Origin of the sequence: Ruegeria sp. HKCCD7296 (genome assembly GCF_013110775.1) — a bacterium.
Taxonomy (GTDB): Bacteria; Pseudomonadota; Alphaproteobacteria; order Rhodobacterales; family Rhodobacteraceae; genus Ruegeria.
In genome coordinates this window covers 65,855-91,087 of record NZ_WVRF01000017.1, presented here as the reverse complement: position 1 = coordinate 91,087, position 25,233 = coordinate 65,855, and the positions used below count along the sequence as shown (strand labels likewise).

Here is a 25,233-nt window from a genome sequence, read left to right as displayed (position 1 = left end):
TTTGACGGAAACTGAATCACAAGCCTATGCGAATGAACAGAAATTAATGGGTGTGCTGCCTAGTCAGGTATTAGCGATAATGGTTGTGTTCTAGGCTCAAAGAGTTCCGCGCTAGCCCGCAATTTTTCGATTTTTAGTGTAGGCTTATAGTCACTAAGCACTTCGCGTCGAGCGTCGGATATAGTGGGCTTTTCTTCAAAAGGCCATGTGATCAGCCAGACGCGGGCATCTGGGTGCGCGCGCAAGACTGCCTCATGCTCTGATACGACAAAATTAGCGTTGTTGATGTAATAGAACAGAGGTGTATCAACCCAGTCGCGCGCCTGCCTCATAAACACAAGATCATCCGGGCGCATTTTAGGCAGTATTGCCTGCGCAATTCCCTGGTAATCGTTCGGAGTGCCGGGCTTTTGGGCTGCATAAGGCACACTGAAGGCAAATACGATAACACATGTCCCTATTGACGCCAGCCTGAGGGCGGTATGCCGGAACATCCAGACGGCACCCGCTGCACAGAGGATCAGAAGATAGGGTATGAAGAGTAAAAAGGCCCGGTTGGCTAGAACATAGATCTCGTACGATGTCACAAAAAGGATCAGCGGCGAAACTACTCCAAGAAGCCACAAAAGTAAGGTTCTTTCCTGTGGGTAGTGCAGGGTCTTCGACGGCAATCTGGGGATGAGCGCGCGCCAAATCGTGCCTATCACAGGAATAAGGAGCGCTAAAAAAGGCAAAATGGATATTGCCATCAGTGCTTCGGTCCGGCGGTGTGCGATAGAGGCAAGCCAAAGCATGAAACAGGCTGAACAGGCGGCAGTAAAACCCAAAACCCAAAAAGGGATGTTTCGTTCTACGCTTACGACCGGCGCTTCGCGCTTTGGTGCTTTCAGACTGGCTGCCAGTAGCAGCAGAGAAAAGGCGAGAAGAAGCCAGATCCAGACCGGCTCAACCTGCAGCATCGGAATGACGCGGTAATCTTTTGCAAAAAGGAACCCTAAGGAGAAATACTCAATCAGAAAATCAGGTTCTGGATCGCGGGTTGCGGCTTTGCGCGCGCGGTAGGCCACATGGGTCAGCGCCGGAGCAGACAGTATGAAGGCGAGAGCCTGAATCTGAAACAGTCGAGGCCCCCGTATTAAATGAATCCAATGTGAAAGTTGCCCCGCTTCCTTCTCGGGCCGGGGCAAAACAAGTATTGTCCAGAACAGGTGAAGCAAGATTAACGGCCAGAAGAACTCGACTGTCAGAACTCCTGCCAGGACTGAAGCGATATAAGCTATCTCGATTTTGGGTCTTGGCTTGCGTGTCCGTACAAGGGATATCAAAAGCCAGGTTGCCAAGAGTGACAGGAAGGCGCCTGCGACATACATGCGTGCCATCTGGCTCCAGAAGATATGGAAGCCGTGAATCGCTAGCAATAACGCAGCCAGACATGCGACGGTCGATCCGAACACGCTCCGCGCGATCAAGAAAATCAGCGGTATCGAACTCAGAGCAAACAGAACACCCGGAAACCGCAGCGCCAAATGAGAGGTTCCGAATGTTTTGGTCCAGCCCAACATGGCCACATACCACCCCATGGGGTGCGGCTCGTCATGAAAGTGCCACCAGATCGTTGCGGTAAAGCTAAGCCGTGGAGGTGGTTCGGAGATGTCAGGAACAAGATGGATACCGGGAACGTAGATTTCCGGATGAGAAAGACTGCGGGTTTCAATTCCCCATACCCGTAGAATGATTGTCAGTACAATTATGATTACCAACGCAATGAAAACGAACAAGTTTCGGTGCTCACGCCTAATTCGGAAAACACTATTTTTTTTGAGTATGCTCATAATTTCCGTCTGGCAAAAAACCAAGTGTAGGTTGTTGATCATAAAGTCGAAGAAATTTGAGTAATATTACGATAAGTGTCGCGTATTGGAATACATTAGTGTTCCAGTTCATGAATCCAGCATGATAGCTGGAAGGCATGAGCAGTTGAGCCCCCATGAGGTACAAGCCCAAGAACGGGTTGTCTTACAATAACAACTTTAGACGGCTTGGATCCTTATCGACTCGGCGCGATCCTGAGATGAATCAGGCGCCAGCGCTGGCAGGCGGTTCCGGTTTGCCGGATTGGACTTTGCGGTACCGGATTTCTGCACTCTGAGCGCCGTCAAAAGACGCTGAACTTGAACCTTCCATACCGTGGGGGGCAGGGCCTAATGACAAGGAATTTCAACAAGCAGGTCGAGGAAATCCAAATCCGCGCGTAGCTATCTTCAACTGCTACAGCGCGCTTGGCATGCCCATTACAGAGGCTATAGAATAAGTCGTTCTGGGAAAAGGGAAGCACGACCTTCGACGGATTCGCGCAATAAATACATAAGAACAAATATATAAGACTGTCGCACACAGCAAAACTCCTGCCTCTGGGAAGACAAATTGAGAACTAGACGGACATTTGACAAAGGACATACAAAATAGCCCCAATTAGATGATGCTGTGGGTAATGGCGCCAACGGCTATCCAATTTGTTACGATTGGGCATTGCTAAAAGCGAAACATTCATTTGCGTTCTCGTCAATTTAGCGCCCGATATCGCTTGCGGTGTAAGTTCTTGTTTCTACAACATTGGCAATGTCGAACTCTCTCTGTTACGCTGCAAGAGCAAAGTATGTTTTCGGTGGCTGTGATTGCAGTTTGCGTTTACTTGAGGATGAAATGACGTCAAATTTTTTTGACAAGTGGTTGAGGCGCGTTTTTCTTTTGTCTTTGGCTTTAACCACTGTGGCAGTTCCCTTCGCATATGGTGCCCTTGCGGCTTGGAAAAACCTTCCACCTATTCCCCAGATCAAGCGCATATACAGAACGATGACTACTCTAGGGCACCCTGACGTGATTAGCGGACCGGTTTACCACCATCTGCAGCCTTCTCGGGGCCAAGGAGAGGGCGTTACTGTCAATTCGCTACCAGACGACAGAGCGCTGGTGCTTATGACCGGATTTTTTGAGGGTGAGAACCAAGCGCGACTAATTAAAAGAGATGGAACAATCGTCCGAAAATGGTCGCTTGATTATTTCAAACATTATCCAGACCCGGCGACCCGCGTTTGCGAGATGGGCTCACCACTTCGAGTGGATATACATGGGGCGTATGTGACATCGCTGGGCGAGTTGGTATTCAACTACGAGTATTGTGGGCTCGTAAAGCTCGACCAATGCGGTGAATTGATGTGGCGCCACAGCAAGCCGGCGCACCATTCCTTAGTGCCATCGGAGGCGGGAGGTTACTGGCTTCTCGGGCGCTACGAATGGCTTGCGAGCGAAAACCCGGACCGCTTGCCTCCATTCTCTTCTCCGGCAACCAACGATCCGATTGCTGAGGATACGTTGCTCCGGGTCAGTGAAGACGGACAAGTGCTCGAAGAATTCTCCTTTCCACAGCTTCTAATCGATAATGGCCTAGAAGCGTTGCTGACGGCCAACGGTGACGGTTTCGGGCTGGAAGCTGTAAAGCAACAAGAGGTAATGCATACGAACAAAGCGGCAGAGTTACCATCCGCAATAGCCAGCACATTTCCACTCTTTGAGGCAGGGGACCTAGCGGTTTCCGTCCGAGAATATAACCTTGTGGTGGTCTTCGACCCTGTGAGTAAAAAAGTAAAATGGCATCAGACTGGCCCATGGCTGCGCCAGCATGATCCTGAATTTCGTGACGATGGAAGGATTTCAATCTTCAACAACAATACTTACCGAACGGCCTATGAACATGAGCGCACCATTCTGAGCACACCTTTTACAACGAATATTATCGCGGTCGACCCGGTTAGCCGTGAAACAGAAGTGATTTTCGGAGAGCAACTTGGGGAGGAGATGCTGAGCGTCATTCGAGGCGAGCATCAACTGCTAGAAAATGGTGGAATGTTGATCACTGAATTCGACGCGGGGCGTGTGTTGGAGGTCAATGCTGACGGGCAAATCGTCTGGGAGTACGTCAATTTATACAACGACGATTTTGTAGGTGAAATCACTAATTCGGCTCTTTTTCCTGCAGATTATTTCCAGGGTGAACTAAGAAGCTGTGGGTAATTCATTTAGCCAACGCATAATGTTTAGCGCTTTATTTTAAGCATGTCGCACTAGGTGTAGGTTATTAACAAAAGAGGCTGTCAGCCTCAACAAAACTGGCAGCGGACTCATAAAACTCGAGCTACAGCCTGACCGACGCCAGTTTGATCATCGCCATGAAATTGGTTGATGTTTTTTTCGTATCGCGTAGCGATGCGGCGGAAGGAGGCTTTCAAACGGCCAAAGAAACGTTCAATTTTGTTGCGATCCTTGTAAATGTCAGCGTTAAAATCCTTGGGCATCTTGCGGCTGGATTTGGATGGGATCACGTCAATCGCGCCCTGTTTCCAGATAATTTCCCTGATCCAGTCGACATCGTATGCCTTGTACGCCAGCACGACCTGACCGGGTTGCAGCGCGCCCAGAAGATGTCTGCAGACCGGCGCGTCATGGGCCTGTCCGGGCGTTAGCTCGAACCGGATCGGCAATCCGTCCTGATTGGTCAAGGCATGAATTTTCGTTCCTAACCCGCCGCGCGAGCGCCGGAGGCAACGACGCGGGTCGTTTTTTTGAGCGTCGTCGCAGAATGATGGGCCCAAACCGATGTGCCATCCACCATGACGGTGTCCACGTTGTGGGCGTCCGCGACGGCGTCCATGATCCGGTCCTAATGCCCGGCATAGGTCCATCGGTTAAAACGATTGTAGATCGTGGTGGGCGGGCCGTATTCGCTCGGCAGATCGGCCCAGGGAATGCCGGTGCGAAGGACATAGAAAATGCCTTTGATGACACGCCGATCATTAACCCGCTTCACGCCACGGGATTTGTTGGGCAGCACCGCCTTGATGAATTCCCACTCCAGATCACTCATATCTGAACGCGCCATCACCTGCTCCCACCTGTGGTTTGACGGAAACTGAATCACAAGCCTATGCGAATGAACAGAAATTAATGGGTGTGTTGCCTAAATCATTTCAAAATTTGGGCGGACTTTACACCAAATTCGGGTGTTTTCAAAAATTGTAGAACACATGGTGCTTGGCCAACGCATCTCGACCATTGTGGGGGTAAATTTTTTCTAAGTATCCAAAAAGTTAGGTGCTTTGCTGCTTGTTTCATCTTTTGGAGCACCCGGTTAGATCGAAGGTATCGAAGTTTGCGGCTATTTCACGGCCTGTTTGTCCAGATCAACGTAAAGCGCGTTCGCGGTATGCAGCAATTCGGCATCAAAAAATTCGTCGGGAGTTCTATCTGGTGTATTGCGAAAATAGGTATCGAAACGCTGATCTGTTTGGGGGAGATTGAGCGACTTAAGCAAAGCGGTCATTGTCTGGTAAGGACGGGATCTGAGGTCATCCTGCGTGACGATAAAACACCTATCGCTTTGCAATTCGACTTCTCGGAAGGCGGCAATCCAGTAGCGTAGCCAGTAATCTGGCTGATCGGGTTTGGTTCCAGCCGGGTCGAATTCGGCAAAAGCTATGGGCTTGTGCAAAACGCCAAATTCAAGATGTCCAATGTCCGACATATAGCGACGTACAAAATCGTCCTTGGCCTGAAGATCAAGGAAGTTGTTGTGCTGGCGCAGCAGGGACGCCGCATGGGCTGCCGGGCGCCGCAGCGGCACGATAATATCGCAGCCGGGAAAGTAAGTAGGCAGAACCCGTAGCCGTGCGATATTGGCGTTGTTCTTCGACAGATAGCGCGCCTGTTCCTGCTCTGGGCGGCGCAGCGCAACGATTTTTTCAAAATGCTCATGCAATCGATCACAAGCGGCCCGGTTTTCGTCCACGTTCTGCCAGAGGCCAATGAACTGCTGGCGATATTTATCCGGCCAGTAGAGGTGCCATAACACCTCATCGAACGCTTCGGGGCTGTCGAGGTCAATCTCAAGCCCGTCACCATGAGCCCTTTCCCGGCGAGACACCCGATCTGATCGTTTCCCGCCGAGACGGGACCAGAGATAGGGCGCGGTGATGAAAGGCATATCCCGATATTGATGCGTTGCGATCGCAGGCATGTCGAAAAACGCATTTAGCAGCGCAGTTGTGCCACCCCGGGCCAGAGAGGTGATGAAGATCGGGGGTTGAGAGGCCTCTGTTTTGTTAGCAAGTCGAAAAGCCCTATCATCGGTTGCCGCCAGAGACTTCATGACCATCGGTGTAGAGAAGGCCAGGGTATGAACCAGACGATCGCCTTCCGAATAGGCATCGTTTTGAGTTGCAGATGTGGTGTTTGCGGACAGCCGTTTTGAGACGAACCGGGCGATGAGGATTGCCAACACGCTGACCGCGATTATGTAGTCCAGTCGGAGCATCAGCCCCGTCACTTCGTCAGTGGAGGCCAGACCGGCGACATCAGCCAGAACGATTGGTGCTGCAGCCGCTGCAAGTGACAGGCCAAAGCGCCAGGCAAGCTGCCATACTCCGCCCAAAAGTTCAAATGCCGCGCGTCGAACAGCTGTTTCTTTCTCGTGATCCGTGGTTTCGGCGTCGAACATTGCCGAGACCCCGCTGACCGAGGACGCGAGTAAAGACCGGGCTGCCGGAACAACCCCGGCTTTCCACAGGCCGATTGCAAATCCAAAAACTGTCAGCAGTGAAACGCAGAAGACAAGCATCAAGAGCTTTCGTCAGACGGCGTGTCGGCGGTTTTGGTGTTGCGGCGGGCATTTAAGGCCCGCTTGATCGGGAACCAGAGAAAGCCTGCAAGCAGCAAAACCACAACGACAAACAAAGCCAGGGCCAGGCCGATCGCGCCAAGCCCTGCTCCTGGCCCGATATAGGCATAAGCCGGTGAAGTAAACGCAAGGTTGGCCAAGGCAAATGCGGTGCCTGCTGTAATCGGGAAACGTCTTTTCATGATTTGCTCCTGAGTAAATTTGAATCCAAGGGGCCTTTCAAAAACGCGCTCAGTGGCTTTTGCGGTTTCATTTGTCACACGACGGCAGAGCGTCAAAATAGTCGACCGGAACGTGAACGGCCGTTGTGATGATCGAATTGTAGTCGTCGCTCAGAATATTCGACATTTCGCGCACCAGATTCCCGTCAACTGTCACTTCAATCACCCGGCCTTCCATCGGAGAGGAAATCAGCCAGTTGCCATTGGGCAACCGTTCCTGCTGCCCCATGATGAAACTGTCGAAGACCAATTCGGATCCGGCGAATTTATCGCGAACTTCGCCCGTGGTCATGTCCATTTCTATAATAGAGGATCGGCGGCGATCGGTGTTGTTCGAGTATACCGTAATCGTGCCATCAGGATGAAAATCCGCATCGTGCTGATGCTCCCAAGGTCCTGCCTTATGCCATTTCAGACGCTTTGTCTGACGATCAACAACGCCGACAAGATCAATCGACCGATGAGACATAATCAGATCACCAGCCGAGAACTGCGGAAAGGCGTCAGCCCATGCGGCTGGCAGGACTTCCACATCATTGGGGTGAATGATGTCGGGGATTTCATCAACCCCTGCATCCCAGCGCCATTTGAAGCCGTTGGGAATTCGGAAAGCCAGTTGCGCCTGTGTGTCGGGCAGGATGACGTCTTTTACCAGATCGATACTCTCAAGCGTCTCCCCGGTTTCCACATCGATCCGTGCCATCTGCTGGTCATGCCCTCCATCCCAGATTTTGGAGGTCCAGGTCCAGAACCCCCCAAAGTCGGGGTCTTCAGTCAACGAATGGTGAAACACCATATCTGTGCGTCGCCATACGATGTCACCGCAGGTATCAAACCGTGCCATACCCATGTTGTCATCGAAATTGGCCAGAATTGATCCATCAGGCAGTGGACGAACGGCGTGAACGAATTCGGCTTCGTTGCCGCCATCAATGACCCTGGAATGATCAATCTTCCATGTATGCAGCACGTTGCCGTCGGCATCGATGAGATCTGTCAGATAACCGGGCTCAGGGTTGGCAATGCGATTGATCAGAACATAACCGGGTGCGATCTTGTCGGCCCGATGCACGACATACGCTTCCGATGGCATCCGAGCCGGGCGGCGGAGATAGGTTCCGTCCGCAACAACAAATCCGGTGGCTCTCCACGATTTGATGGCTTCCTTGACTTCAGAGAAGATTGTCCAGGGACCCCAATTCTTATGGGTTGTCCACATTCCTACGACAAATGCCAAGATAGCAACGAGCAAGAGAGCGGAGATGTATGAAACAATACGCATTGGCGAAACCTGGATTAAAATCGTTACAATGTATTTGTTGTCTGCACTTTGCACTAAGTCAACTCAGGGGTCCTGGTGCGGTGAAATTGGCGCAAAGTATTCGAAAGGATTTCACTCCCGGTTTTTGAGGGTGTTTAAGCCGGATAAGGCGTATCTTGGGAAACCTTCTCACTGGCCGCTTCCTTGTTTCATGATTTGCGAGCTCCCTGCCTGATGCAGTGTTCAATTGCGCCGATAAACAAGAACGTCGCCATCACCTAGCGTTCCTGGGAAGGCATGGACAAAGTCCAGTTGCCCCTCAGTATCCTGCTTAAGCTGTGGGATAGTGCGGAACATTCGGCCGGGGAACAGGACGACCAGTGTCAAGGGGCCGGGTTGGGCCATTGCCTTTGCATAGCTCTCGGGGTCGCCAAGGGTTGTCCAGTCGGCGTTGAAATGGCTACCAAAGATCGGTCCGCCCGGATTGATGGCATAGACCCGATCTGATGGGCTGCGTGTCTCTTCCACAAGGCTGAAAGCCCCGGCCAGGTTCTGTTTGGGCGCGACATAGTTTCGTTGCACAAGAAACACCGAGACCGCGACCATTGCCACAACGCTGATGCCAAACAATAGCCCTCCGGTCCGAGGTTTCCGTATCGCTCGGGCTACAGCATCCGCGCCGTACCAGCACCCGACAACGGCGAGAATGATGACTGGGCCGATATCGACGAAAAAGAAACGAGGCCAGATCCGCATGTCGAGTGACAGGAGAATGGCCAGTGTCACCACAATGTGCATAACGATGGCAGGGAAAAACAGCGGTTGTGTTGAATGCACACCCACTGCGCCGAATCCCAGCGCGATCAGCCCGCCGATCGCGACAATCATGGTCAGTGGGCTGGTATTTCCGACCGCTGTCCGCAGACCCTCCAGCACGGTCCAGATCGGGTTTTGATATTCCTGCATCGGATCGACGGCAGAGGTCGCCGCAACCTCGCCCATGGTCCCAACGAGGCTTGGGAAAAGCGGCAGATATACAAGAAGGATCAAGACTATCGCAATTGCGACGCTAATGAGGGGTTGCAGCACCCAGTTGCGGCTCAGGGCGGGGCGTCCAAACCCGGTTGCCAACGATACGAGCCAGACCAGACCTAAGGCGACAAAGAAAAATGCACCTGTCAGATGAGTGAACACGGCGGCGGCTGCGGTCAGGCCGAAGGCGACCCAGGTGCCGATGGCCGGGCGTCGCGTCCCTCGTAAAAAGAAGATTAGGCCCAGGGAACTCCAGAACGCGAGTTCGGTATATCCGCGGGCGTTTTGCGAGAACCAGACCTGATGATAGGAAAGCGCGACAAGCAGGGCGGAAATATGCGCGGCTTTCGTGCTGGCGATGTCTCGGGCCAGCCACCAGATCGCAGCAACGATACCAACACCGAACAACACGGCCGGAAAGCGATAGGCCCAGGGCTGGTCGCCGAAAATCTGGGACACCAGCTTGGCCTTCATGCTGAAAAAATAATGATGGTTCATCGAATACTCGCGCATCATATCGCCCCAGGGCAGGCTGACATGCGTATCGACGGTCCAGATCTCATCATACCACAAAGGGGCGTTCAGCCCTGCAGTGCGCAGCACGGCAGCAACAAGTAAGATGAGCAAGAGCACAGCCAGATCATTACGGCCAGGGGCGGAGGAGTGCAGAGTCATAGGGGCCTCACCGGTCACAATAGCCTCAATTCTGGTGGGCGGTTGATAAGCCGACTTTGCGCTGGTCGAGCGCCGCCCTTTGCCGGTATATCTCTGATTTCGTGGTGTCGGGTTACGAGAAAATACGGATACAGTGCGTTCCACGCGAAATCGTTGCAAAATCCTGGATAGTTTTGCTGAATGGATATTATTTTCACAAGTCTGGAGGCAGCAAAATTTCTCTCCGCTGTGCAGCTTTGCTTCGGATTCACTGATCGCGATGAATGGATTTTGCGCACCTGTTTATGCTGTGCTGTTCCGCAAAAGCGCGCGCAATCTGCTCGCCAATAGATCATGCTGATCCGTCGTCTCCTGCGGTCAGGCCAAGGCTACTCTCGACAATATACAACGGACGTTTGCGTGCCTCGTCAAAAAGCCGCCCCAGATATTCTCCGATCACGCCGAGCACCACGAGTTGCAGGCCGCCGATTAGCAGTACGGCAACCATCAAGGAGGCATAACCCGGCACATCCACCCCATGGATCAGCGTGCGCATGGTCAGGAACAGGCCGTAGATAATCGCAGCTAACGCGGTCAGCATCCCGATATAGCCCGCAATTCTCAGCGGGACGGTGCTGAACCCGGTGATGCCGTCCAGCGCGAAATTCCAAAGACGCCAGTAATTGAACTTGGTCTGCCCCGCAGCACGTTCGGGCCGATCATAAAACACTTCGGCATGTCGGAATCCCACCCAGGCAAAAAGCCCCTTCATAAAGCGGTTATGTTCTCGCAGCCGGGCTATGGAACGGACCACGCGTTGGTCCATCAGCCGAAAATCACCTGTGTTAGCTGGAATCGGGACCCCCGAGAGGCGGTTGATGATCTGATAGAACTTAATGGCCGACCAGCGTTTCACAACAGTGTCGGTGTCCCGGCGTTGTCTCACAGCATAGACGACGTCATACCCTTCGCGCCATTTCTCAAGAAAGGTCTCGATCAATTCAGGTGGGTCCTGCAGGTCTGCGTCGATCGGAACAACAGCCTCGCCCGATGCCACATCGAGTCCGGCGGTCAGAGCGATTTCTTTGCCGAAATTGCGGGAAAAGTTCACTACCTTTATGTGATTGTCGCGGGCATGCGCATCGGCTAAAATCCTGGCCGTACCATCCGTGCTGCCATCATTCACACAGATGATTTCGTAGCTTTCACCCAAGTTTTCCAGAAACTGGCCTAACCGGTCAAACAAGATTGGCAGGACGTCTTCTTCATTGAACATCGGTACAACGATGCTGAGTGTCGGGGCAGATTGATCCGCATGATCTGCCCGAGACCGCGACATGGATGTGTTCATGTTTGACGACACCATAAGAATGTCTTTTCCTCGTGCAACCTGCCGTATGTGATCATGGTTTGTTGCGAGCTTCAAAGAGTTCTGCACTTGGGTAAAGCTTTTTCGGGTATCCGTGTCTGTTTGCAATCACTTCGTGTTCTACTCATTGGCTGGGGGCTAAGGAATAGTCGGGCATTTCGGCGTCCCGGCGGCAGAAGGTTCGGTTGCATCCCAACAGGAATCTTGTGATTTATAAAAGCAGGCAACAAGATCGGTCGCGCAAGCCCGGTAAGGGCGGGCGATGTGAATTGGTGCAGCCGTGCAATAGAAATGAGACGTTTTTGATTGTGGAAATAGTGGCGCTTTCCATTCCAGAAGTGAAGTTGATTACCCCAAAACGTTTTGGCGATCATCGCAGTTTTTTGCGGAAACATACAGTGTCGACAGCTTTGCTGCAAAAGGCATAAAAACGGAATTTGTTCAGGATAATCATTCCCTTTCCAGCGCGGTTAACACCGCGCGTGGCCCGCATTTCCAAGCACTGCCCAAGGCGCAGGCCAAGTGGGTGCGCTGTGGGCGCGGACGGCTTTTCGATGTTGCGGGTGATATTCGCAAAGGATCGCCGACTTTTGGCCAATGGGTCGGAGAGGAGTTGAGCTTTGAGAACGGGCGGATGTTGCTGGTCCCGGTGGGTTTCGCGCATGGGTTTATGACCTTGGAGCCAGACACGGAGATTGTTTACTAATGCTCTGACACTTATGGGCTGGAAACAGAAGGCGCTGTTCGCTGGGATGATCCCGATATTGGAATTAATTGGCCGCAGAGTGTGATAGCTCCTCAACTTTCCGAAAAGACCAAGTCGCGCCATTTTTGCGCGACATTGAAACCCCTTTTGAGCTTGAGGCTGCGCAATGAAGATACTGGTTACGGGCGGGGCGGGCTTTATCGGTTCTGCCGTAATCCGGCGTGCGATTGCAGATGGGTATTCGATCGTCAATGTCGATGCTTTGACTTATGCGGCTTGTTTGGAGAATGTTGCCTCGGTTGTTGGGACGCCGGGTTACGCCTTTGAGCATGCCGACATCCGGGATGCGGCTGCGATGGTGGATATCCTGCACAGACATCAGCCAGATGCGATCATGCACCTGGCTGCTGAAAGCCATGTCGATCGTTCGATTGACGAGCCTGCGGCTTTTATCGATACAAACGCAACCGGGACGTATGTGCTGCTGGAGGCTACCCGCGCTTATTGGGTGTAGGCGGACCGCCCCGAACATTTCCGCTTTCATCATATTTCGACGGACGAGGTCTTTGGTTCCCAGGGGTCCACTGGATTTTTCACCGAAGACAGCCCGTATTGTATATGGTTCAACTGAAGCAGGCCTGACGCGACTGTTGTATCATCGGGATGGATAGCTCTTAACAAGAGTAGAGCCAGCATTGAGGCGGTCGATACTGCTTCCGGGACGTACACCATATTCATGATAGCCCTTTGTTGGTCCGGTCGCATAGTAGATGAATTCATGGTCATAAAAGCCTTGAGCGCTGCTGGATGTGTCTTGGATCAGAGCATTGTTTTGAACAAACCAGTTACGTTGGCCATTATAGCCATTGATCGCCGCGACTGCATTTTGCTCGATAACCACATTTTGTGAGTTTTTTGAAACCCGGATTTTTGGAATTGAGATGTTCTCAGAGTTGTTGCGTCGAACGCGAATGACTGAGTTCCGCCGAATTGACAGATCATTGGCCAAGTTTATGGAAATTCCGTGGCTATGTGCATTGTAGATCACATTATTTTCGATCAGAAGGTTGGTGTGCCAATTCGTTGGGTCTTTGGGATCGGCTTTGTCGCGCCCGGCCCAGATCGTTTGTGTAAAGATACCCGAGCCCATGTCGAATACATTATCGCGTATTATAAGATTCTTTACGCCGATTTTGCTGGATCTCTGAATTTGGATCATGTCCCGATGGTCGGACAAATTCTTCTGGTTCCCTTTGAAATTGTGAATGTAGTTGTTCGCGATTAGGACTGCGGCCGAACTGCCCAGCTTAATGCCATCCGACCGAATGTCATGAATATTGTTGCCGACGATATCCACATTTGAACTGGTATTCACGGTCAGCGCGGTCCACCAAGAATAAAACCTTGTATGAGTAATATCGACATTGTCCGAGCCTTTGACGACTAGTCCTTTACCTGTGCCCAGCCCATCCGCTGCGGTACCAGTTCCACTTGCAACGTCTCCATCAAAGACTGAGCCTGAGACGGTCACATTGCTGCTGTTTTCAATCACAAACGGCTTTGCAAATTCGGTTTGGCCATTCTGGTATGTGTAATCAAACAGAACACTTTCAAATGTGATGTTGGATGTGCTTTTTAGATGTAGTCCAGTGAAACAGGCTGGTGACGAAGGGTTGGCTGAGCGGATTGTGATAGGCTGGCGGAAGGCTTTTTGAATTTTTAGGTCGCCGTAATTTCCTCCATCGAGAATAAACGTCTGTTTGCCATTTGAATTTTTAATTGCGGCAGAGAGCCCAGAGGTGTCGCGGATAATCCTTCCATCTTTTGTGCTGGGGGCGTTTGTCGTGATCTGTGTTCCGGAGCAGGCTGAAGCCGCAGATGAGGATGCGGAAAAAGTAAGCAGAAAGATGCAAGCGTACACCCGTATTCCGATTAAACTGTATCTATTCCACATGGCAAACCTACTTAATTCACATCTGTTACCTGGGAAAGGCTACGGACGTGGTCGAGTCGTGTCCAGAAAGCCGTGTTAAACAGAATGGTGAACGGCTTTGATTGAGACCTCGCATGAGGATGACGTGGGGGCATCGGGCAATTCACCGCCGATACTCAGCATGGATACGCGGGCACATGCCTGAATAGTGGCTATTTTGTGTCCATTGTTGTGGCCGGGGAGCCAATGCACCAAAAACTGAATTACCGCTAAGGGAAGAGGAACAATTCCCAGTAACGAGTATCCAGTTCGCTCGGAAATGAAGGCAGGGGGGCATTATTGTCCCAATACAGGCAACAATTTCCAAACATAGCCATATTCTGGCCCATCTGTCGCCTTTGTGCGGCTGTTCCTTCTGTCCTGGGTGAGCGGGATACTCGTGCGCTGCCACTCACAGCGCCCATGCAAAGAAGGTGAAAGATGTCGACGACAATCACGGTAACCTCTGAGGCAGAGCTGAACCAGGCCCTGTCCCAGGCACAAGGTGGGGAAACGATACTGCTTGCGGCAGGGGACTATGGAAACCTGAACCTCACAAACGTTCAGTTCACTTCCAATGTGACGATCAAATCAGCCGTTCCAAGTGCGATGGCGAGCTTCTCAGGTATGTACCTGAAGCAAACGTCCAACCTCACGTTCGAAAATATCGAGTTTGATTACACATACCAGAATGGCCAAACCGAATTTGCAAAGCCGTTTGTGATTGAAAACAGCAGCAATGTGACCGTCTCAGGCTCAGTCTTTGATGGAGACGTTGCAAGTGGAACTGGTACCGCAGCGGATGGGCTGGGCACAGGTAAAGGGCTAGTCGTCAAAGGCTCGGACAATGTCGATATTGTAAATACCGAATTTTATAACTGGTGGAATGCATTGACTGTGAATACCAGTTCAAACGTGGATGTCGTTGGGAACAACATTCACAGCATCCGGTCGGATGGCATTAAGCTGGGCAGTTCGGATTCAGTTCTCATTGAGAAAAATTATATCCATGACTTTAAAGGGGACGATTCCTTAAGTGACCATAGGGATATGATCCAGATTCAGAGGTCCAGTGGAACCGGTGTCAACGACCTCACGATCCGCGACAATGTGTTTGACATGGGTGCTGGCGACTGGACCCAAACAATCTGGGCAGGGCATGACAGCGCCGATGCCACAGATCCCACAAATTGGCATACCAATTTAGTTATCGAAAATAATGTGATCTACAATGCACATACCCATGGGATCTCCATTAATCTGACTGATGGGCTAACGATTCAGAACAATACGCTTCTTGCCGTTGACCGGGCTCAAACCGGTGGAATCACAATCCCCAAGATTCTGGTTTCCTCAAACTCGAAGAATGTCGCTATTGAACAGAATGTGGCTTCGACAGTTGGTGGGTATACGGGGCAGACGGATTGGTCGGTTACGGACAATGTCTATGTACAGAATATAGACTCCTCTAAGCCGGACTATTACGATAGTCATTTTGTGTACCACGCAATTGCGGCCAGCGATGGATACAATCAGTATGGTGTTCAAACTGGTAGCTCGATAGTCCAATTGGATGCGGGTTCCAGTCTTGTGGATAGCTTTCCGATGTCTTATGAAGCTTGGGCGGGAATTGCGACTACAACGACGTCTTCAGGATCCACTTCCACGGGTGGAACAACAATTCCATCCACTGGCGGTACGGAACCGGTTACTACTCCTGATGATACATCAGGAACCAGCGACAACGGTACAGATATCTCCAGCCCAGCTTCCGGTGACACAGCTTCGCAGAACCAGATGGTGTTTGACGATTTTGTGTTGGATATCGCGTCGTTACCTCAAGATGGGAGCGCTAAATTTATCGGCGATGTGTCTGTGGTCGATACCGCATCAGGACCAGTACTTAAGTTCGATGGCGACCGTGATATGGTCAAACTGGGCCGTTTACAGGAGTTTGAGAATTCTGAACAACTGGCGTTTACAATCGAATACACCAGAGCGGAAGCGGATGGTAGCGAACAAAGGCTGGTCTGGAACAAGGGGCATGTCGGGTTAACCTTGTCAGGAGATGGCTTGATTGTTCATGTTGGTAATAACGATGACAAATTTGGGAAAGGCTTCCGAGTCGATAACATCGGATTGAACGATACGGATGCACACCGCATTACAGTGATGGTTGATCAGGAGGCGGATCAACTTCAGGTCTTGGTTGACGGTAACTTAGTGCTGGAGGAAACCAATATTGATTTCGACTTTGTTGGAGGTCGGGAATATGGATGGAATCTGGGGTTCAAGTGGAACCGGAATGTGGACGGTGAGATCAGCGACTTTGCCATAGATGACGAAGTTGCCTTCATTGATACATACACCGTGGATCACTATGATTCCATTGCTTGATTTCCCAAACTAAAGCTAAATGACCAAGGTGAGGCAGTTGCTTGATGCCTCACCTTCTTTTTTGGCTTGTATTTGGTGATGGTAAAATTGTCTAGATAATCGGTTGCGGGTTGCTCCATGATACTGTCGGATTCTCATCGGTTTGTGTTTATCCATATACCAAAATGTGCGGGTACAACCGTACGGACGGCAATCCTGCCGTTTCATGAAGGTGACGACCGGTTTCACAAAACAGTTGAGCGTCACCCGGAACTAGGGCTGATTGATTTTCGCCATATGCCCTTGCGACTATTGGCTGAAGTTGATTCAGAAGCGTTCGACAAGCTGCATACTTACGAGAGTTTTGCTCTCTTACGTGATCCGTTTGAGAGGTTTCGTTCATCTCTGGCACAGCGGACAAAAATGTATCTCGGAAAAGAATATGCTCAGCTGAGTCCAAATGATGTACGGGTCGAACTGGAGCGGGTAATCACTTACCTACAGTCCAAACCACGAGTGATCGCGCCCGAGTTTATCCATTTTTCCCGACAATCAGATTTCGTACAGCTGGACAATTCCCCTCTGGTGAAGAATTTGTTTTCTGTTGAGCACCTTGATCTGTTTCGAGATGCTCTGGTGCAGCATATGGGCGCTGACAGTCTGAAATTTGGTCACTCTAATAGGACGACCGTGTTTCGCTATCCCAAGTTAAAGCGCGTATTGCGTAATGGAAGTGCTGTAGCGCGGCGGATGTTGCCGAGCCAAGCGTATGAAAAATTGCGTAAAACGTCACGTGACATTCTTATGAAACCAAGCGGCCAGAAAAGCTCCTTTATGCTTGATGAGCCCAAAATCCGTGACTTTGTAGAAAGTTACTATGCTGATGACATCGTCTTACATCGGAAAATTCTTCTACAGAGGACGAATGAGCAGCGTTTGCAATCAGAGGTGTTTCAGTGACGAAAAGGCCTGTTGTTTAGGTGCCATCACTGGAGTAAGGCAAGATGAAAATGAGTAAATTCTCAATCGACTAATAGGTTGTTTACAAGAGTGAAGACTAAGGTAAGCGAATGATTTCTCATGAGCACAAGGCTATATTTGTCCACATCCCCAAAACCGCGGGCCAGAGCATTGAGCAGGTGTTTGTAGACGAGCTCGGCTTGTCATGGGAAAACCGCGACGATCTGAACCTTCGGTACAACGACGATCCAACTTTTGGACCTCAGCAGCTGTCTCATCTCTATGCTGATGAATATGTCAAACTTGGCCATATCTCGCAGAGGCAGTGGGATGAATATTTTAAGTTTTCCATTGTCAGAAATCCTTATGATCGCATTCTGTCAGAATTCAGATACCGGGATGTTAAGACAACTGGTCCGTTGTTTTGGTTCTTGAGAAAAAAGTATAGCAATGATTATTCTGATTTGGCACGGCATGTGGTGTCTCAAACTCGATACCTTTTTGATCAGAATGGAAAATGTCTTGTGGATGAGATCATTAAGTTCGAGGACCTAAATGAGAGGATGCCAGAAATATTCACCCAGATTTTCGGGCAATCTCGCGCCTTGCCAAAGCGTAATGAATCGCCGGCTGGAAAAAGACGTTTTACCCGAGATCAGTTAAGCGGTTGGAATCGAAGAGCAATACAAAGACGTTTTAGGGAAGACTTCAAAGCATTTGGTTATGATCCCGAGGGATAGCTTCTTCATTGTCTTGGATGCCAAGTATTTTTTTAGCTTTTGAAACACGTTGATTATCCCAATCCCAACGTAATTTTTGTACCGGTGCTGAGTTTGAGTCTAGTAGGTCAATAATGACGTCCAGATCACGACCATGTTCCACGCAGTCATGCACCAAGTGCGCGCTGTAGCAGCCAATCTTGGGGAGATCGTCGAAGGCCCGACGGAAGCTAAAGCTGGTGAGGCAAAGATAATCGATCAGGATGTGCGGCCAGTAATAATTGTGCGGTGTCGTTCGGTCTTTCCAATATTCGAAGCTTGCCTTTTCCCAGCGAGAGATGAGATCGCCATTGGGTTCGGCTGCCAGAAACCAATTCGTAAGAGATCGGCGAATCCCTGGCCATATGAACCAACGGTCGCTTCTAGTCCACGTGAACGCAAAAAACCCTTTCTGTGCTAAAGGCGGCAGCCATTGATCCAGTGGGGAAAGACAATATGTTGTTGCGTCCACCCAAACGCCACCATACTCGTTCAAAAGCTTCAGGCGGAGCAAATCCGCATAGGACTGAACAGACAACTCTTTTGGGTTATGGTTAAGACTGGTTGCTTGATCCACGGAGTTTTCATCGAGCACGCGAACTTCCCAAGTTGGGTTTTGTTTGCGCCAGGACGCGATGCAATGTTTGACGATCTCAGGAGCGTTTTTTTCTCCACGATTCCAATAAATCCAAATAGTTTTTGGAATTTTGCGCGGTGCGGATCGCGAGAAATGATCGTGCCTTCCTGTGACTTTTCTTGCCGCACGTTCCAGTAAAGAAAAAATCACTCGGACGTAAACAAGTAAAACGAAAGTAAATACTAAAGTACGCACCCCAAACCTCATTGTTCAGTCGTCTGAGTTCTAGTGCCTGTAGGCCATGTTCGCCAGCAGTGAGTGGAAAACCCTCCGTGTGCCGAATATGTGAGCTCCGTTTTATGATTAAACGGCAACAGTATGACGTTCTCCGCGCCATTGTTGGTAGTGCATGTGCCTGAATTTGCTCCGCAGCGAGTGTTGTTGTGTTCAAGTCATCTGATACTATTATCCACTGGTGCTAGAGGGCGAGAAGGTAGGCACGATGGCTGTTATTTCCGAGAAACTGAAGGCAGTCTATTTTGACATAACGAAAGTTGGCAGCAGCAGCTTGAAAGAGATGCTTTGGGAGTTGGACAGTGGTACGCCCTTCAAGGGGCGAGGTATGGTCCGCATCAAGAATAATATCCGCTGGAGATTGGCCTGCGCAAAGTTGGTCAAGCCACGCAACATTCATGAACAAGAAGGATACCAGACCCAGAAGTTTTCCCAAGCATATGTGCCCGAAGAGTATGTGTCATTTGCGCTTGTTCGAGATCCGTTAGCTCGGATCAAATCTGCCTGGCGTGACAAGATTCATCAGAAACAGTTTCAATGGCGTGATGAAGAGATGGATATCAGAAATGAAGGGCTGCCACTAAATCCAAGCTTCGGTGAGTTTATAGACAATTTTCATCAATATCGCGCAGTGAGTCGCCCCGCACGCATACATACAACGCCTTACGATTGGCATTTAGGAGGCAACATTGAATTCTTCGACCATGTTTTCAAGTTGGAGGAACTAAGTGACCTCTACGACTTCATAAGCGAACGGTTAGGGTGTCCGCTGCCTGGTAAGCATGCAAACAAATCTCCGATAGAAAAGCGAGATGATCAACTCAAGAGCCATCAAGTCGATGCGCTCTTGAAGCTGACGAAACCTGATTACGACCTGTTGGGGGGATTGTACGATCAAGAAACGGCAGCTCAGTACATTTTTACCTAACCACCGACCAAATTCATTAGAAAGCGCGCAGCCTCGCTGCTAAGCTAAGCTATGGCAAGCACCGACTTTTCAACTATGCCAGCTGGCGGCCGTAGTCCTCGGCAGAGAGCCAAACGCGCTTCAAACAGCTTTTGGGTGCTACTTTTGTTGTTGGCCCTTGTGATGCCATTTTATTTTCATTTGGGCAATTTTAGAGTAAGCCCATACAGAGCATATATGCTCATTGCTATTATTCCAGTTTTGTTGCAGTGGGTGCGAGGCGCTGCAGGCCCAATACAAGCTGTAGATTTCTTGGTTATTTTCGCGTCTCTGCTCATGGCAATATCTTTGTTTGCGAACCACGGTATAGCAAAACAATGGGAGTTCGCGGGGATATTAATCGTAGAAACAATTGCACCATATTTTATCGCAAGGTCTTTGATTAGGGATATAAGCTCATTTCAGAAGTTTGTGAGATCACTGTTTTTAATTGTAGTATTTCTTCTTCCGTTCGCAATAATTGAAAGTTTTACTGGAAGGAAGATAATTCTGGATTTATTTGACGTCGTATTTGATGTCTATAAGCCTGCGAATCAGGAGCCAAGGCTGGGGCTGAATCGAGCCCAAGTTTCAACGCCACATCCAATCTTATTTGGTGTCTTTTGTTCTTCCGCATTTGCGCTGGTTTGGTACACATTTGGATCTAACAGATCCCTATTTAAGAAAATTCGCGAAAGTTCAGTGGTCGGATTTGCGGTATTTTTGTCCCTTTCAGCCGGAGCGTTTTTGGGGGTGATAATCCAAGGATTTCTGATTTTTTGGGATGAGATATTTAAAAAAATTAAATCAAGATGGAGTATATTGGCAATAGGGTTTTTTATTATTTTTACCGTTTTGGAATTGGCCTCCAATCGAAATGCCTTTCAGATTATTGCATCTGAACTCACCTTTTCAAGGTCATCGGGGTATAATCGTATATTAATTTTCACGCATGCGAAAGATGATATACTAAATAATCCGATTTTTGGTATTGGTTTTGGTTGGTGGACGCGCCCACTTTGGCTGAGAGGAAGTGTGGATAATTTTTGGCTCCTTATGACATTAAGATATGGTTTGCCGGTGCTTTTTGTTTTTTCATCTATTTACCTAATAGTTATTTTCAAAGCTATTAAAACACCATTGGTGGGATATGCTTCTGAGGTTAGAACAGGATATGTGATCTCCCTTATTGGTATTGGTTTGGCAGCATTCACAGTTCATCTATGGGAGTCGGCTTATTGCCTGTTTCTGTTTTTATTGGGCAGCGGCGTTTGGCTTTGGAATGAAAGCGGTAATGAAGATAGTAATCCTAAGACAAGCAGCCTTGGAGGTGACGTGGGACCCCGAAGCGGAAGAGCCAATATCAGGTACACACGTTTTAGTAAGGATACTTAAGACTATTCGGAGCATTCCGTTGAGTGAGCAGGTGAATGCTCACAACCGGGGGAAATGTTGCGATATTTTTTTACCATTCGTGCAGCTTTTTTGCTCCAAAGTCCCCACTCACTTAAATAACTACGTGACGCTTGCCCCATTTCATGGCGTAGAGTTGGGTTTGTATACAGCTCACGCACGGCCCCCGCGATGCCGTCAACAAGGGCCTCTGACGTACTTGGCAGGATTTTAATACCGCATTGCTTGCTGACTATGGAGGCTGGTCCGCCGTAGTCAGCAGTAATTATCGGCAAACCCCACCTCATTGCTTCGTAAAGTACTCCGCCTGCGGGCTCTCGAAACGATGGAAAAACAAATATATCTGATTCTTGATATAATTCTTCGACATCCGATTTAGGAATTTTCCCGAGAAATGTTACATACTCTTGTACTCCGAGTCGTCTTGCCTCTTCGCGGCAAATTTCTATCTCGTCTCCAGCCCCCGCAGAAATGAGTTTAAGATTTGGAATATCTGTAAGCTTAGGAAGCGCTCGTATGATTTCTCTAAGGCCTTTTGTCCTAACTCCACGACCGACGTGTAAGAGTTGGAAGCTCTTTCCCTTCTTTTTGGTGTTTTGTTTCGGGATGTCATCCACGCCCAGTTCAAGCTCCGTATCGAAACTCTTAATCGGGATTGCTGAGAGTGTGTTCTTTACATAAGGGGCAACACCGAGAATAAGCTCGGCATTGCTATAGCTTCGACGCAGCCATGGATCATGGCTAAAGCGCCATTTGTCCAAGTGACGTAATCGAGTATACCATCTTGATGTTCCCATCTCATTTGAGAGCCCACTTGGAGTTGGTAGTGAGCCTCCAAGTGGGCCGATAATGTAAGGTATTCCATGTCCGTAGAATGGACAGGGGTAGCGGGCCGCCTGTGGCATAATCTGATGCGCAAGGTCGAACCTGTTACCTAGCGCTGCTTGTTTTTTAAGCCAATGGCGAACGTTATAATAAAGAATAGGATATGCTGGCTTTAACATCGCATTGAAACGTTCAGCCGATTGGAAAATTTGGGGCTCTGGCCAGGTGACTACATTCGCGTTGGGTAACTGCCTGTTAAGGGGCTCTCTGTCGCGACGCTCCAATGCGAGAACTGTTAGGTCCACATGCTCAGCGAGAGCTTTAGCCCATTTGAAAGCAATCAGTGCTTCACCGACATCTGTTCCATCGAAAATATATGACAGCAGTATTATTTTCATCGTTTTGTTGCGGGCCAAATGTCTTTGCTATGCAGCAGGACCTTCCTAAAATGAGTAGCTTTATCCTTTGAGTTATTCCTGTTTCTTACAAGATACTTGATGTTCCAATAAAGTGCGCGTGATGAATTGAAAGTCAATAGAATTAGATAAGCTGAGTAGGCTGCTAACAAACCTCCGTGTTTTTTATGGAGACGCACTACGGATTCTGACAACATAATATCTTTACGATAGTGCAGCTTTTTTACTGAGCCGCCTCCAAAATGGGTGATTTTCCCAACAGGTGCAAAAGCGAGCCGCCACCCGGCTTTACGTATGCGGCGACACCAATCTGTTTCTTCCCCGTAGAAAAAAAACTCTTCATCTAATGATCCGACAGTGTCGATTACCTCTTTACGTATCAAAAAATAGCAACCTGATATTATTTCGACATCCTTCTCACAATCTCTATTCCAATATGTTAATTGGAATTTTCCCAAGAACCTAGGCCAAGGTGCTTTCCACAATCCAGAAGTTAGAAGTATTAAGTTCAATATTGAAGGATACTGCGAACAGGTAAGTTGAGTGGTTCCATCTGCGTTCAGAACTTTACATCCCATTGCTGCGACATCTGAGTGTGCGTCGAGCCATTCAACCGATTTTTTAAGTACGTCTCCGTGTACCAATGTGTCGGAGTTCAGCAGGAGGACAAAGCGGCCTTTGGCAAGTTGGAATCCTTGGTTGTTAGCGGCGGCAAAGCCAACGTTTTGAGTGTTCTGTTGCAAGATAACATTGGGGAAGAATTTCCTTACAATATCACAGGAGTTGTCGTCGGATCCATTATCTATGACAATTACTTCCATGAATGTGGAATCATAACTTGCAAAAACTGATGTGAGGCAATCGTTCAAGAGTTTTGCAGTGTTCCAATTTACAATTATTATCGAAAGTACCGTGGGTTTGTTACTGACTTCCGCAAGAGTACCTTCCATTTTAATTACCATCGAACTTTCTACTTCCTGATATGGTATGGCTCTCAAAGGAATATATCATAATTGAGATTGCTTTATCCTGCGACCCAAGCGTGCCAGTAAAGCGAATACTGAAGTTTCGAAGCCATCTGGCCTCTGCGCGGCTGCCCACAGGGCGATATGTGACATTGTATAAACCACCATTCCCACAACAACCTTGACCAGCACTATGATTAGTAGGCGAGGTGCATGTGCTCCAGACCGAAGCAAATAGTCCGTAAAGATTACGGCCACGACCATTAAGGCACAGGCAACAAAGCTACGCCAAGCTACAGTCAGCGGCTCCCAAAAGCTGCCGCTCCCAAAGCTTTTAGCAAGAATGAGGGTGATGAACAGTGCAGTGAGGCTAGACATTCCAGAGGCCGCGAGTGCGCCGGCTAATCCAAATTTGGTTCCAACCCACATGTAAAAACATGTAAGTATCATCAAAACTAAATTTCGAACAAAGAGTGTTTTTGTTGATCCCGCAACATAGCTGGCTGCACGCACGTTTGCTTGCAAAGTCTCCATCGCTTTTAGCGGTGCCAGCACCCAGATAACTTGTGCAGCAGCGATCCATTTGTAGCCTAAGCCGACCAAGATTACATCTTTGCAGACCAAGGCGGTGCCGACACTTACAGGCAATACAATGGCAAGTAAAAGGGCGTTAAGCTTAATGAAAGCTTCTCTTCTTCGATCGGTTGATCGTGCCACATCTGCTAGGCCGGGGTAAATGACACGCTGCAGTGGCGCGATGAAATGGGTTGTGACAACCTCGGTTATCCGTGTTCCAACTCTATATAGCCCAGCGTCTGCTAGGCCGAGTGTCGCGCCAATAAAAAGTTGAGGCATGTTATTTGCCAAGAACTGGGACAACTGAGCACCAGCCGACCATGAAGAAAACGCCAAGCAGTCTCGCCACCGCGATACTGATAGCTTTGGCAGCATCGGTGCGATTGCAAAAGTAATGGCGCTGCGTACGGCCATTCCCACAAAAACCGCGACAAGGACGGCCCAGAAATCTCGCCAAAGCCAGACCATATAAAGGGCTGTCGCAGAATATGCGATACGATTCAGTGTTTCTTCCACTGCGGCCTGAGAAAATCGTAGACTTCGCTCATATAGTAGAAACCGGGGGCTACGCAGGCTTACCAGTATGGAAAGCGCGGATAAGTAAGGTAAGACTTCTAAAAGTTGAGGTACATTAAGCAGAGCTACCAATGGTTGGATGGTCCAAAGGAGGAACGCTGTAGTAATGCCAAACACGAATTGGAAGGTGAAAACTGTGTTCAGATGCTCAGAGTTAACGTTGTCAATCCTGATAAGGACCAACCCGATTTGTCGTTGTAACATTTCGAACAACGCGACGGCGATCATGAAATAGGCTATGATTCCAAAATCTTCGGGACGAAGAAGGCGGGCCGTAAAGGCGAGCGTAAAGAATCCCAAGGCTTGCCGGAAAACGCTAGATGCCAAAAGCGTGGCAACACCCACCGCGAGAGCTGAGCTACGGGTCAGCGTACTGCTTTTGGGATGGGTTTCAGAGGTTTTCTTCAAAAGGTAAACTTTCCATAATCAGAACAATAGTCTAGATTCTTTGCTAGCGTTTCCTCTGCGGTGATCGCAAGACTTGTCTTTAGAGTATCAGGGGATCGAGTCTAAGACCTCGAATTAGTGCAGCGCCGTCTGATACTTTCGGTTGCACTTATGAGCCAAAGTGATTTTTTTATTAAAATTCAAAGCTATAGTTCATTT

The 25,233-nt window shown here is 49.3% G+C and carries 18 protein-coding genes and 2 pseudogenes; 8 read left to right on the top strand and 12 right to left on the bottom strand.

Features of this window, described 5'->3' with window-relative positions; genetic code table 11:
• Nucleotides 1-59 precede the first annotated feature (59 nt).
• Nucleotides 60-1,832 carry a glycosyltransferase family 39 protein gene (locus GS632_RS19000; RefSeq protein ID WP_171722313.1) on the bottom strand — a complete coding sequence of 591 codons (1,773 nt, stop codon included), beginning with the start codon at nt 1,830-1,832 and terminating at the stop codon, nt 60-62.
• 1,144 nt (nt 1,833-2,976) lie between these two features.
• Between GS632_RS19000 and GS632_RS18995 the strand changes: the two genes are divergently transcribed.
• A complete protein-coding gene (locus GS632_RS18995; RefSeq protein ID WP_171728253.1) occupies nt 2,977-4,071 on the top strand; it encodes an arylsulfotransferase family protein in 1,095 nt (364 codons plus the stop codon).
• 121 nt (nt 4,072-4,192) lie between these two features.
• Here the strand turns inward: GS632_RS18995 and GS632_RS18990 are convergent.
• The 6 genes and pseudogenes from GS632_RS18990 to GS632_RS18965 form a co-directional block, all read right to left on the bottom strand.
• Nucleotides 4,193-4,936, bottom strand: a pseudogene (locus tag GS632_RS18990) (IS5 family transposase).
• A 276-nt stretch (nt 4,937-5,212) separates the two neighbouring features.
• Nucleotides 5,213-6,670 (bottom strand): sulfotransferase, encoded by a 1,458-nt coding sequence (locus tag GS632_RS18985; RefSeq protein WP_171722311.1) that lies wholly within the window; start codon nt 6,668-6,670, stop codon nt 5,213-5,215.
• Nucleotides 6,670-6,912, bottom strand: a complete 243-nt coding sequence (locus GS632_RS18980; protein WP_253284512.1) for a hypothetical protein — start codon at nt 6,910-6,912, stop codon at nt 6,670-6,672. The genes GS632_RS18985 and GS632_RS18980 overlap by 1 nt, the downstream gene beginning before the upstream one ends.
• A 67-nt stretch (nt 6,913-6,979) precedes the next feature.
• Nucleotides 6,980-8,233: an arylsulfotransferase family protein gene (locus GS632_RS18975; protein ID WP_171722310.1), complete on the bottom strand. Its 1,254-nt coding sequence runs from the start codon at nt 8,231-8,233 to the stop codon at nt 6,980-6,982.
• 222 nt (nt 8,234-8,455) lie between these two features.
• Nucleotides 8,456-9,919, bottom strand: a complete 1,464-nt coding sequence (locus GS632_RS18970; RefSeq protein WP_171722309.1) for a glycosyltransferase family 39 protein — start codon at nt 9,917-9,919, stop codon at nt 8,456-8,458.
• Between the two features lie 331 nt (nt 9,920-10,250).
• Entirely contained in the window at nt 10,251-11,237 is a 987-nt protein-coding gene (locus tag GS632_RS18965) for a glycosyltransferase family 2 protein (protein WP_171722308.1), read from the bottom strand.
• 454 nt (nt 11,238-11,691) lie between these two features.
• Between GS632_RS18965 and GS632_RS22415 the strand changes: the two genes are divergently transcribed.
• Together GS632_RS22415 and GS632_RS18955 are read left to right on the top strand one after the other, a co-directional pair.
• Nucleotides 11,692-11,973 carry a dTDP-4-dehydrorhamnose 3,5-epimerase family protein gene (locus GS632_RS22415; protein ID WP_371810123.1) on the top strand — a complete coding sequence of 94 codons (282 nt, stop codon included), beginning with the start codon at nt 11,692-11,694 and terminating at the stop codon, nt 11,971-11,973.
• Between the two features lie 166 nt (nt 11,974-12,139).
• A pseudogene (locus GS632_RS18955) lies at nt 12,140-12,586 on the top strand (GDP-mannose 4,6-dehydratase); the annotation flags it as partial.
• A gap of 42 nt (nt 12,587-12,628) precedes the next feature.
• Here the strand turns inward: GS632_RS18955 and GS632_RS18950 are convergent.
• Nucleotides 12,629-13,927: a right-handed parallel beta-helix repeat-containing protein gene (locus GS632_RS18950; protein ID WP_171722307.1), complete on the bottom strand. Its 1,299-nt coding sequence runs from the start codon at nt 13,925-13,927 to the stop codon at nt 12,629-12,631.
• A gap of 459 nt (nt 13,928-14,386) precedes the next feature.
• Here GS632_RS18950 and GS632_RS18945 point away from each other — a divergent pair, with 459 nt between their 5' ends.
• The 3 genes from GS632_RS18945 to GS632_RS18935 all read left to right on the top strand — a co-directional run bounded on the left by GS632_RS18945 (nt 14,387) and on the right by GS632_RS18935 (nt 18,021).
• A complete protein-coding gene (locus GS632_RS18945) occupies nt 14,387-16,342 on the top strand; it encodes a right-handed parallel beta-helix repeat-containing protein (protein ID WP_171722306.1) in 1,956 nt (651 codons plus the stop codon).
• Nucleotides 16,343-16,459: 117 nt separating this feature from the next.
• On the top strand, nt 16,460-17,281 hold the full coding sequence (locus GS632_RS18940; protein ID WP_171722305.1) for a sulfotransferase family 2 domain-containing protein: 822 nt from the start codon (nt 16,460-16,462) through the stop codon (nt 17,279-17,281).
• 110 nt (nt 17,282-17,391) lie between these two features.
• A complete protein-coding gene (locus GS632_RS18935) occupies nt 17,392-18,021 on the top strand; it encodes a sulfotransferase family 2 domain-containing protein (protein ID WP_171722304.1) in 630 nt (209 codons plus the stop codon).
• Here GS632_RS18935 and GS632_RS18930 read toward each other — a convergent pair.
• Complete coding sequence (locus GS632_RS18930) at nt 17,990-18,871, bottom strand: capsular polysaccharide synthesis protein (RefSeq protein WP_171722303.1); 882 nt, start codon at nt 18,869-18,871, stop codon at nt 17,990-17,992. The two genes, GS632_RS18935 and GS632_RS18930, sit on opposite strands and share 32 nt — an antisense overlap.
• A 247-nt stretch (nt 18,872-19,118) precedes the next feature.
• On the opposite strand from GS632_RS18930, the gene GS632_RS18925 reads away from it, so the two are divergent.
• Complete coding sequence (locus tag GS632_RS18925) at nt 19,119-19,838, top strand: sulfotransferase family 2 domain-containing protein (RefSeq protein WP_171722302.1); 720 nt, start codon at nt 19,119-19,121, stop codon at nt 19,836-19,838.
• A gap of 51 nt (nt 19,839-19,889) precedes the next feature.
• Nucleotides 19,890-21,251, top strand: a complete 1,362-nt coding sequence (locus GS632_RS18920) for an O-antigen ligase (protein ID WP_171722301.1) — start codon at nt 19,890-19,892, stop codon at nt 21,249-21,251.
• A gap of 2 nt (nt 21,252-21,253) precedes the next feature.
• Here the strand turns inward: GS632_RS18920 and GS632_RS18915 are convergent, their stop codons facing one another.
• From GS632_RS18915 to GS632_RS18905, 3 genes are read right to left on the bottom strand one after another with little or no spacing between them, the layout of a single operon-like run.
• Nucleotides 21,254-22,510, bottom strand: a complete 1,257-nt coding sequence (locus tag GS632_RS18915; RefSeq protein ID WP_171722300.1) for a glycosyltransferase family 4 protein — start codon at nt 22,508-22,510, stop codon at nt 21,254-21,256.
• Nucleotides 22,489-23,460: a glycosyltransferase family 2 protein gene (locus tag GS632_RS18910; protein WP_171722299.1), complete on the bottom strand. Its 972-nt coding sequence runs from the start codon at nt 23,458-23,460 to the stop codon at nt 22,489-22,491. Before GS632_RS18910 ends, GS632_RS18915 begins: the two co-directional genes overlap by 22 nt.
• 57 nt (nt 23,461-23,517) lie before the next feature.
• Entirely contained in the window at nt 23,518-25,035 is a 1,518-nt protein-coding gene (locus tag GS632_RS18905) for an oligosaccharide flippase family protein (protein ID WP_171722298.1), read from the bottom strand.
• Nucleotides 25,036-25,233: the final 198 nt, after the last annotated feature.

Bases quoted from the DNA above. Each gene is read 5' to 3' on its own strand.
- GS632_RS19000 (WP_171722313.1), bottom strand. From the start codon at position 1,832: ATGAGCATACTCAAAAAAAATAGTGTTTTCCGAATTAGGCGTGAGCAC.
- GS632_RS18995 (WP_171728253.1), top strand. From the start codon at position 2,977: ATGACCGGATTTTTTGAGGGTGAGAACCAAGCGCGACTAATTAAAAGA.
- GS632_RS18985 (WP_171722311.1), bottom strand. From the start codon at position 6,670: ATGCTTGTCTTCTGCGTTTCACTGCTGACAGTTTTTGGATTTGCAATC.
- GS632_RS18980 (WP_253284512.1), bottom strand. From the start codon at position 6,912: ATGAAAAGACGTTTCCCGATTACAGCAGGCACCGCATTTGCCTTGGCC.
- GS632_RS18975 (WP_171722310.1), bottom strand. From the start codon at position 8,233: ATGCGTATTGTTTCATACATCTCCGCTCTCTTGCTCGTTGCTATCTTG.
- GS632_RS18970 (WP_171722309.1), bottom strand. From the start codon at position 9,919: ATGACTCTGCACTCCTCCGCCCCTGGCCGTAATGATCTGGCTGTGCTC.
- GS632_RS18965 (WP_171722308.1), bottom strand. From the start codon at position 11,237: ATGTCGCGGTCTCGGGCAGATCATGCGGATCAATCTGCCCCGACACTC.
- GS632_RS18950 (WP_171722307.1), bottom strand. From the start codon at position 13,927: ATGTGGAATAGATACAGTTTAATCGGAATACGGGTGTACGCTTGCATC.
- GS632_RS18945 (WP_171722306.1), top strand. From the start codon at position 14,387: ATGTCGACGACAATCACGGTAACCTCTGAGGCAGAGCTGAACCAGGCC.
- GS632_RS18940 (WP_171722305.1), top strand. From the start codon at position 16,460: ATGATACTGTCGGATTCTCATCGGTTTGTGTTTATCCATATACCAAAA.
- GS632_RS18935 (WP_171722304.1), top strand. From the start codon at position 17,392: ATGATTTCTCATGAGCACAAGGCTATATTTGTCCACATCCCCAAAACC.
- GS632_RS18925 (WP_171722302.1), top strand. From the start codon at position 19,119: ATGGCTGTTATTTCCGAGAAACTGAAGGCAGTCTATTTTGACATAACG.
- GS632_RS18920 (WP_171722301.1), top strand. From the start codon at position 19,890: ATGGCAAGCACCGACTTTTCAACTATGCCAGCTGGCGGCCGTAGTCCT.
- GS632_RS18910 (WP_171722299.1), bottom strand. From the start codon at position 23,460: ATGGAAGGTACTCTTGCGGAAGTCAGTAACAAACCCACGGTACTTTCG.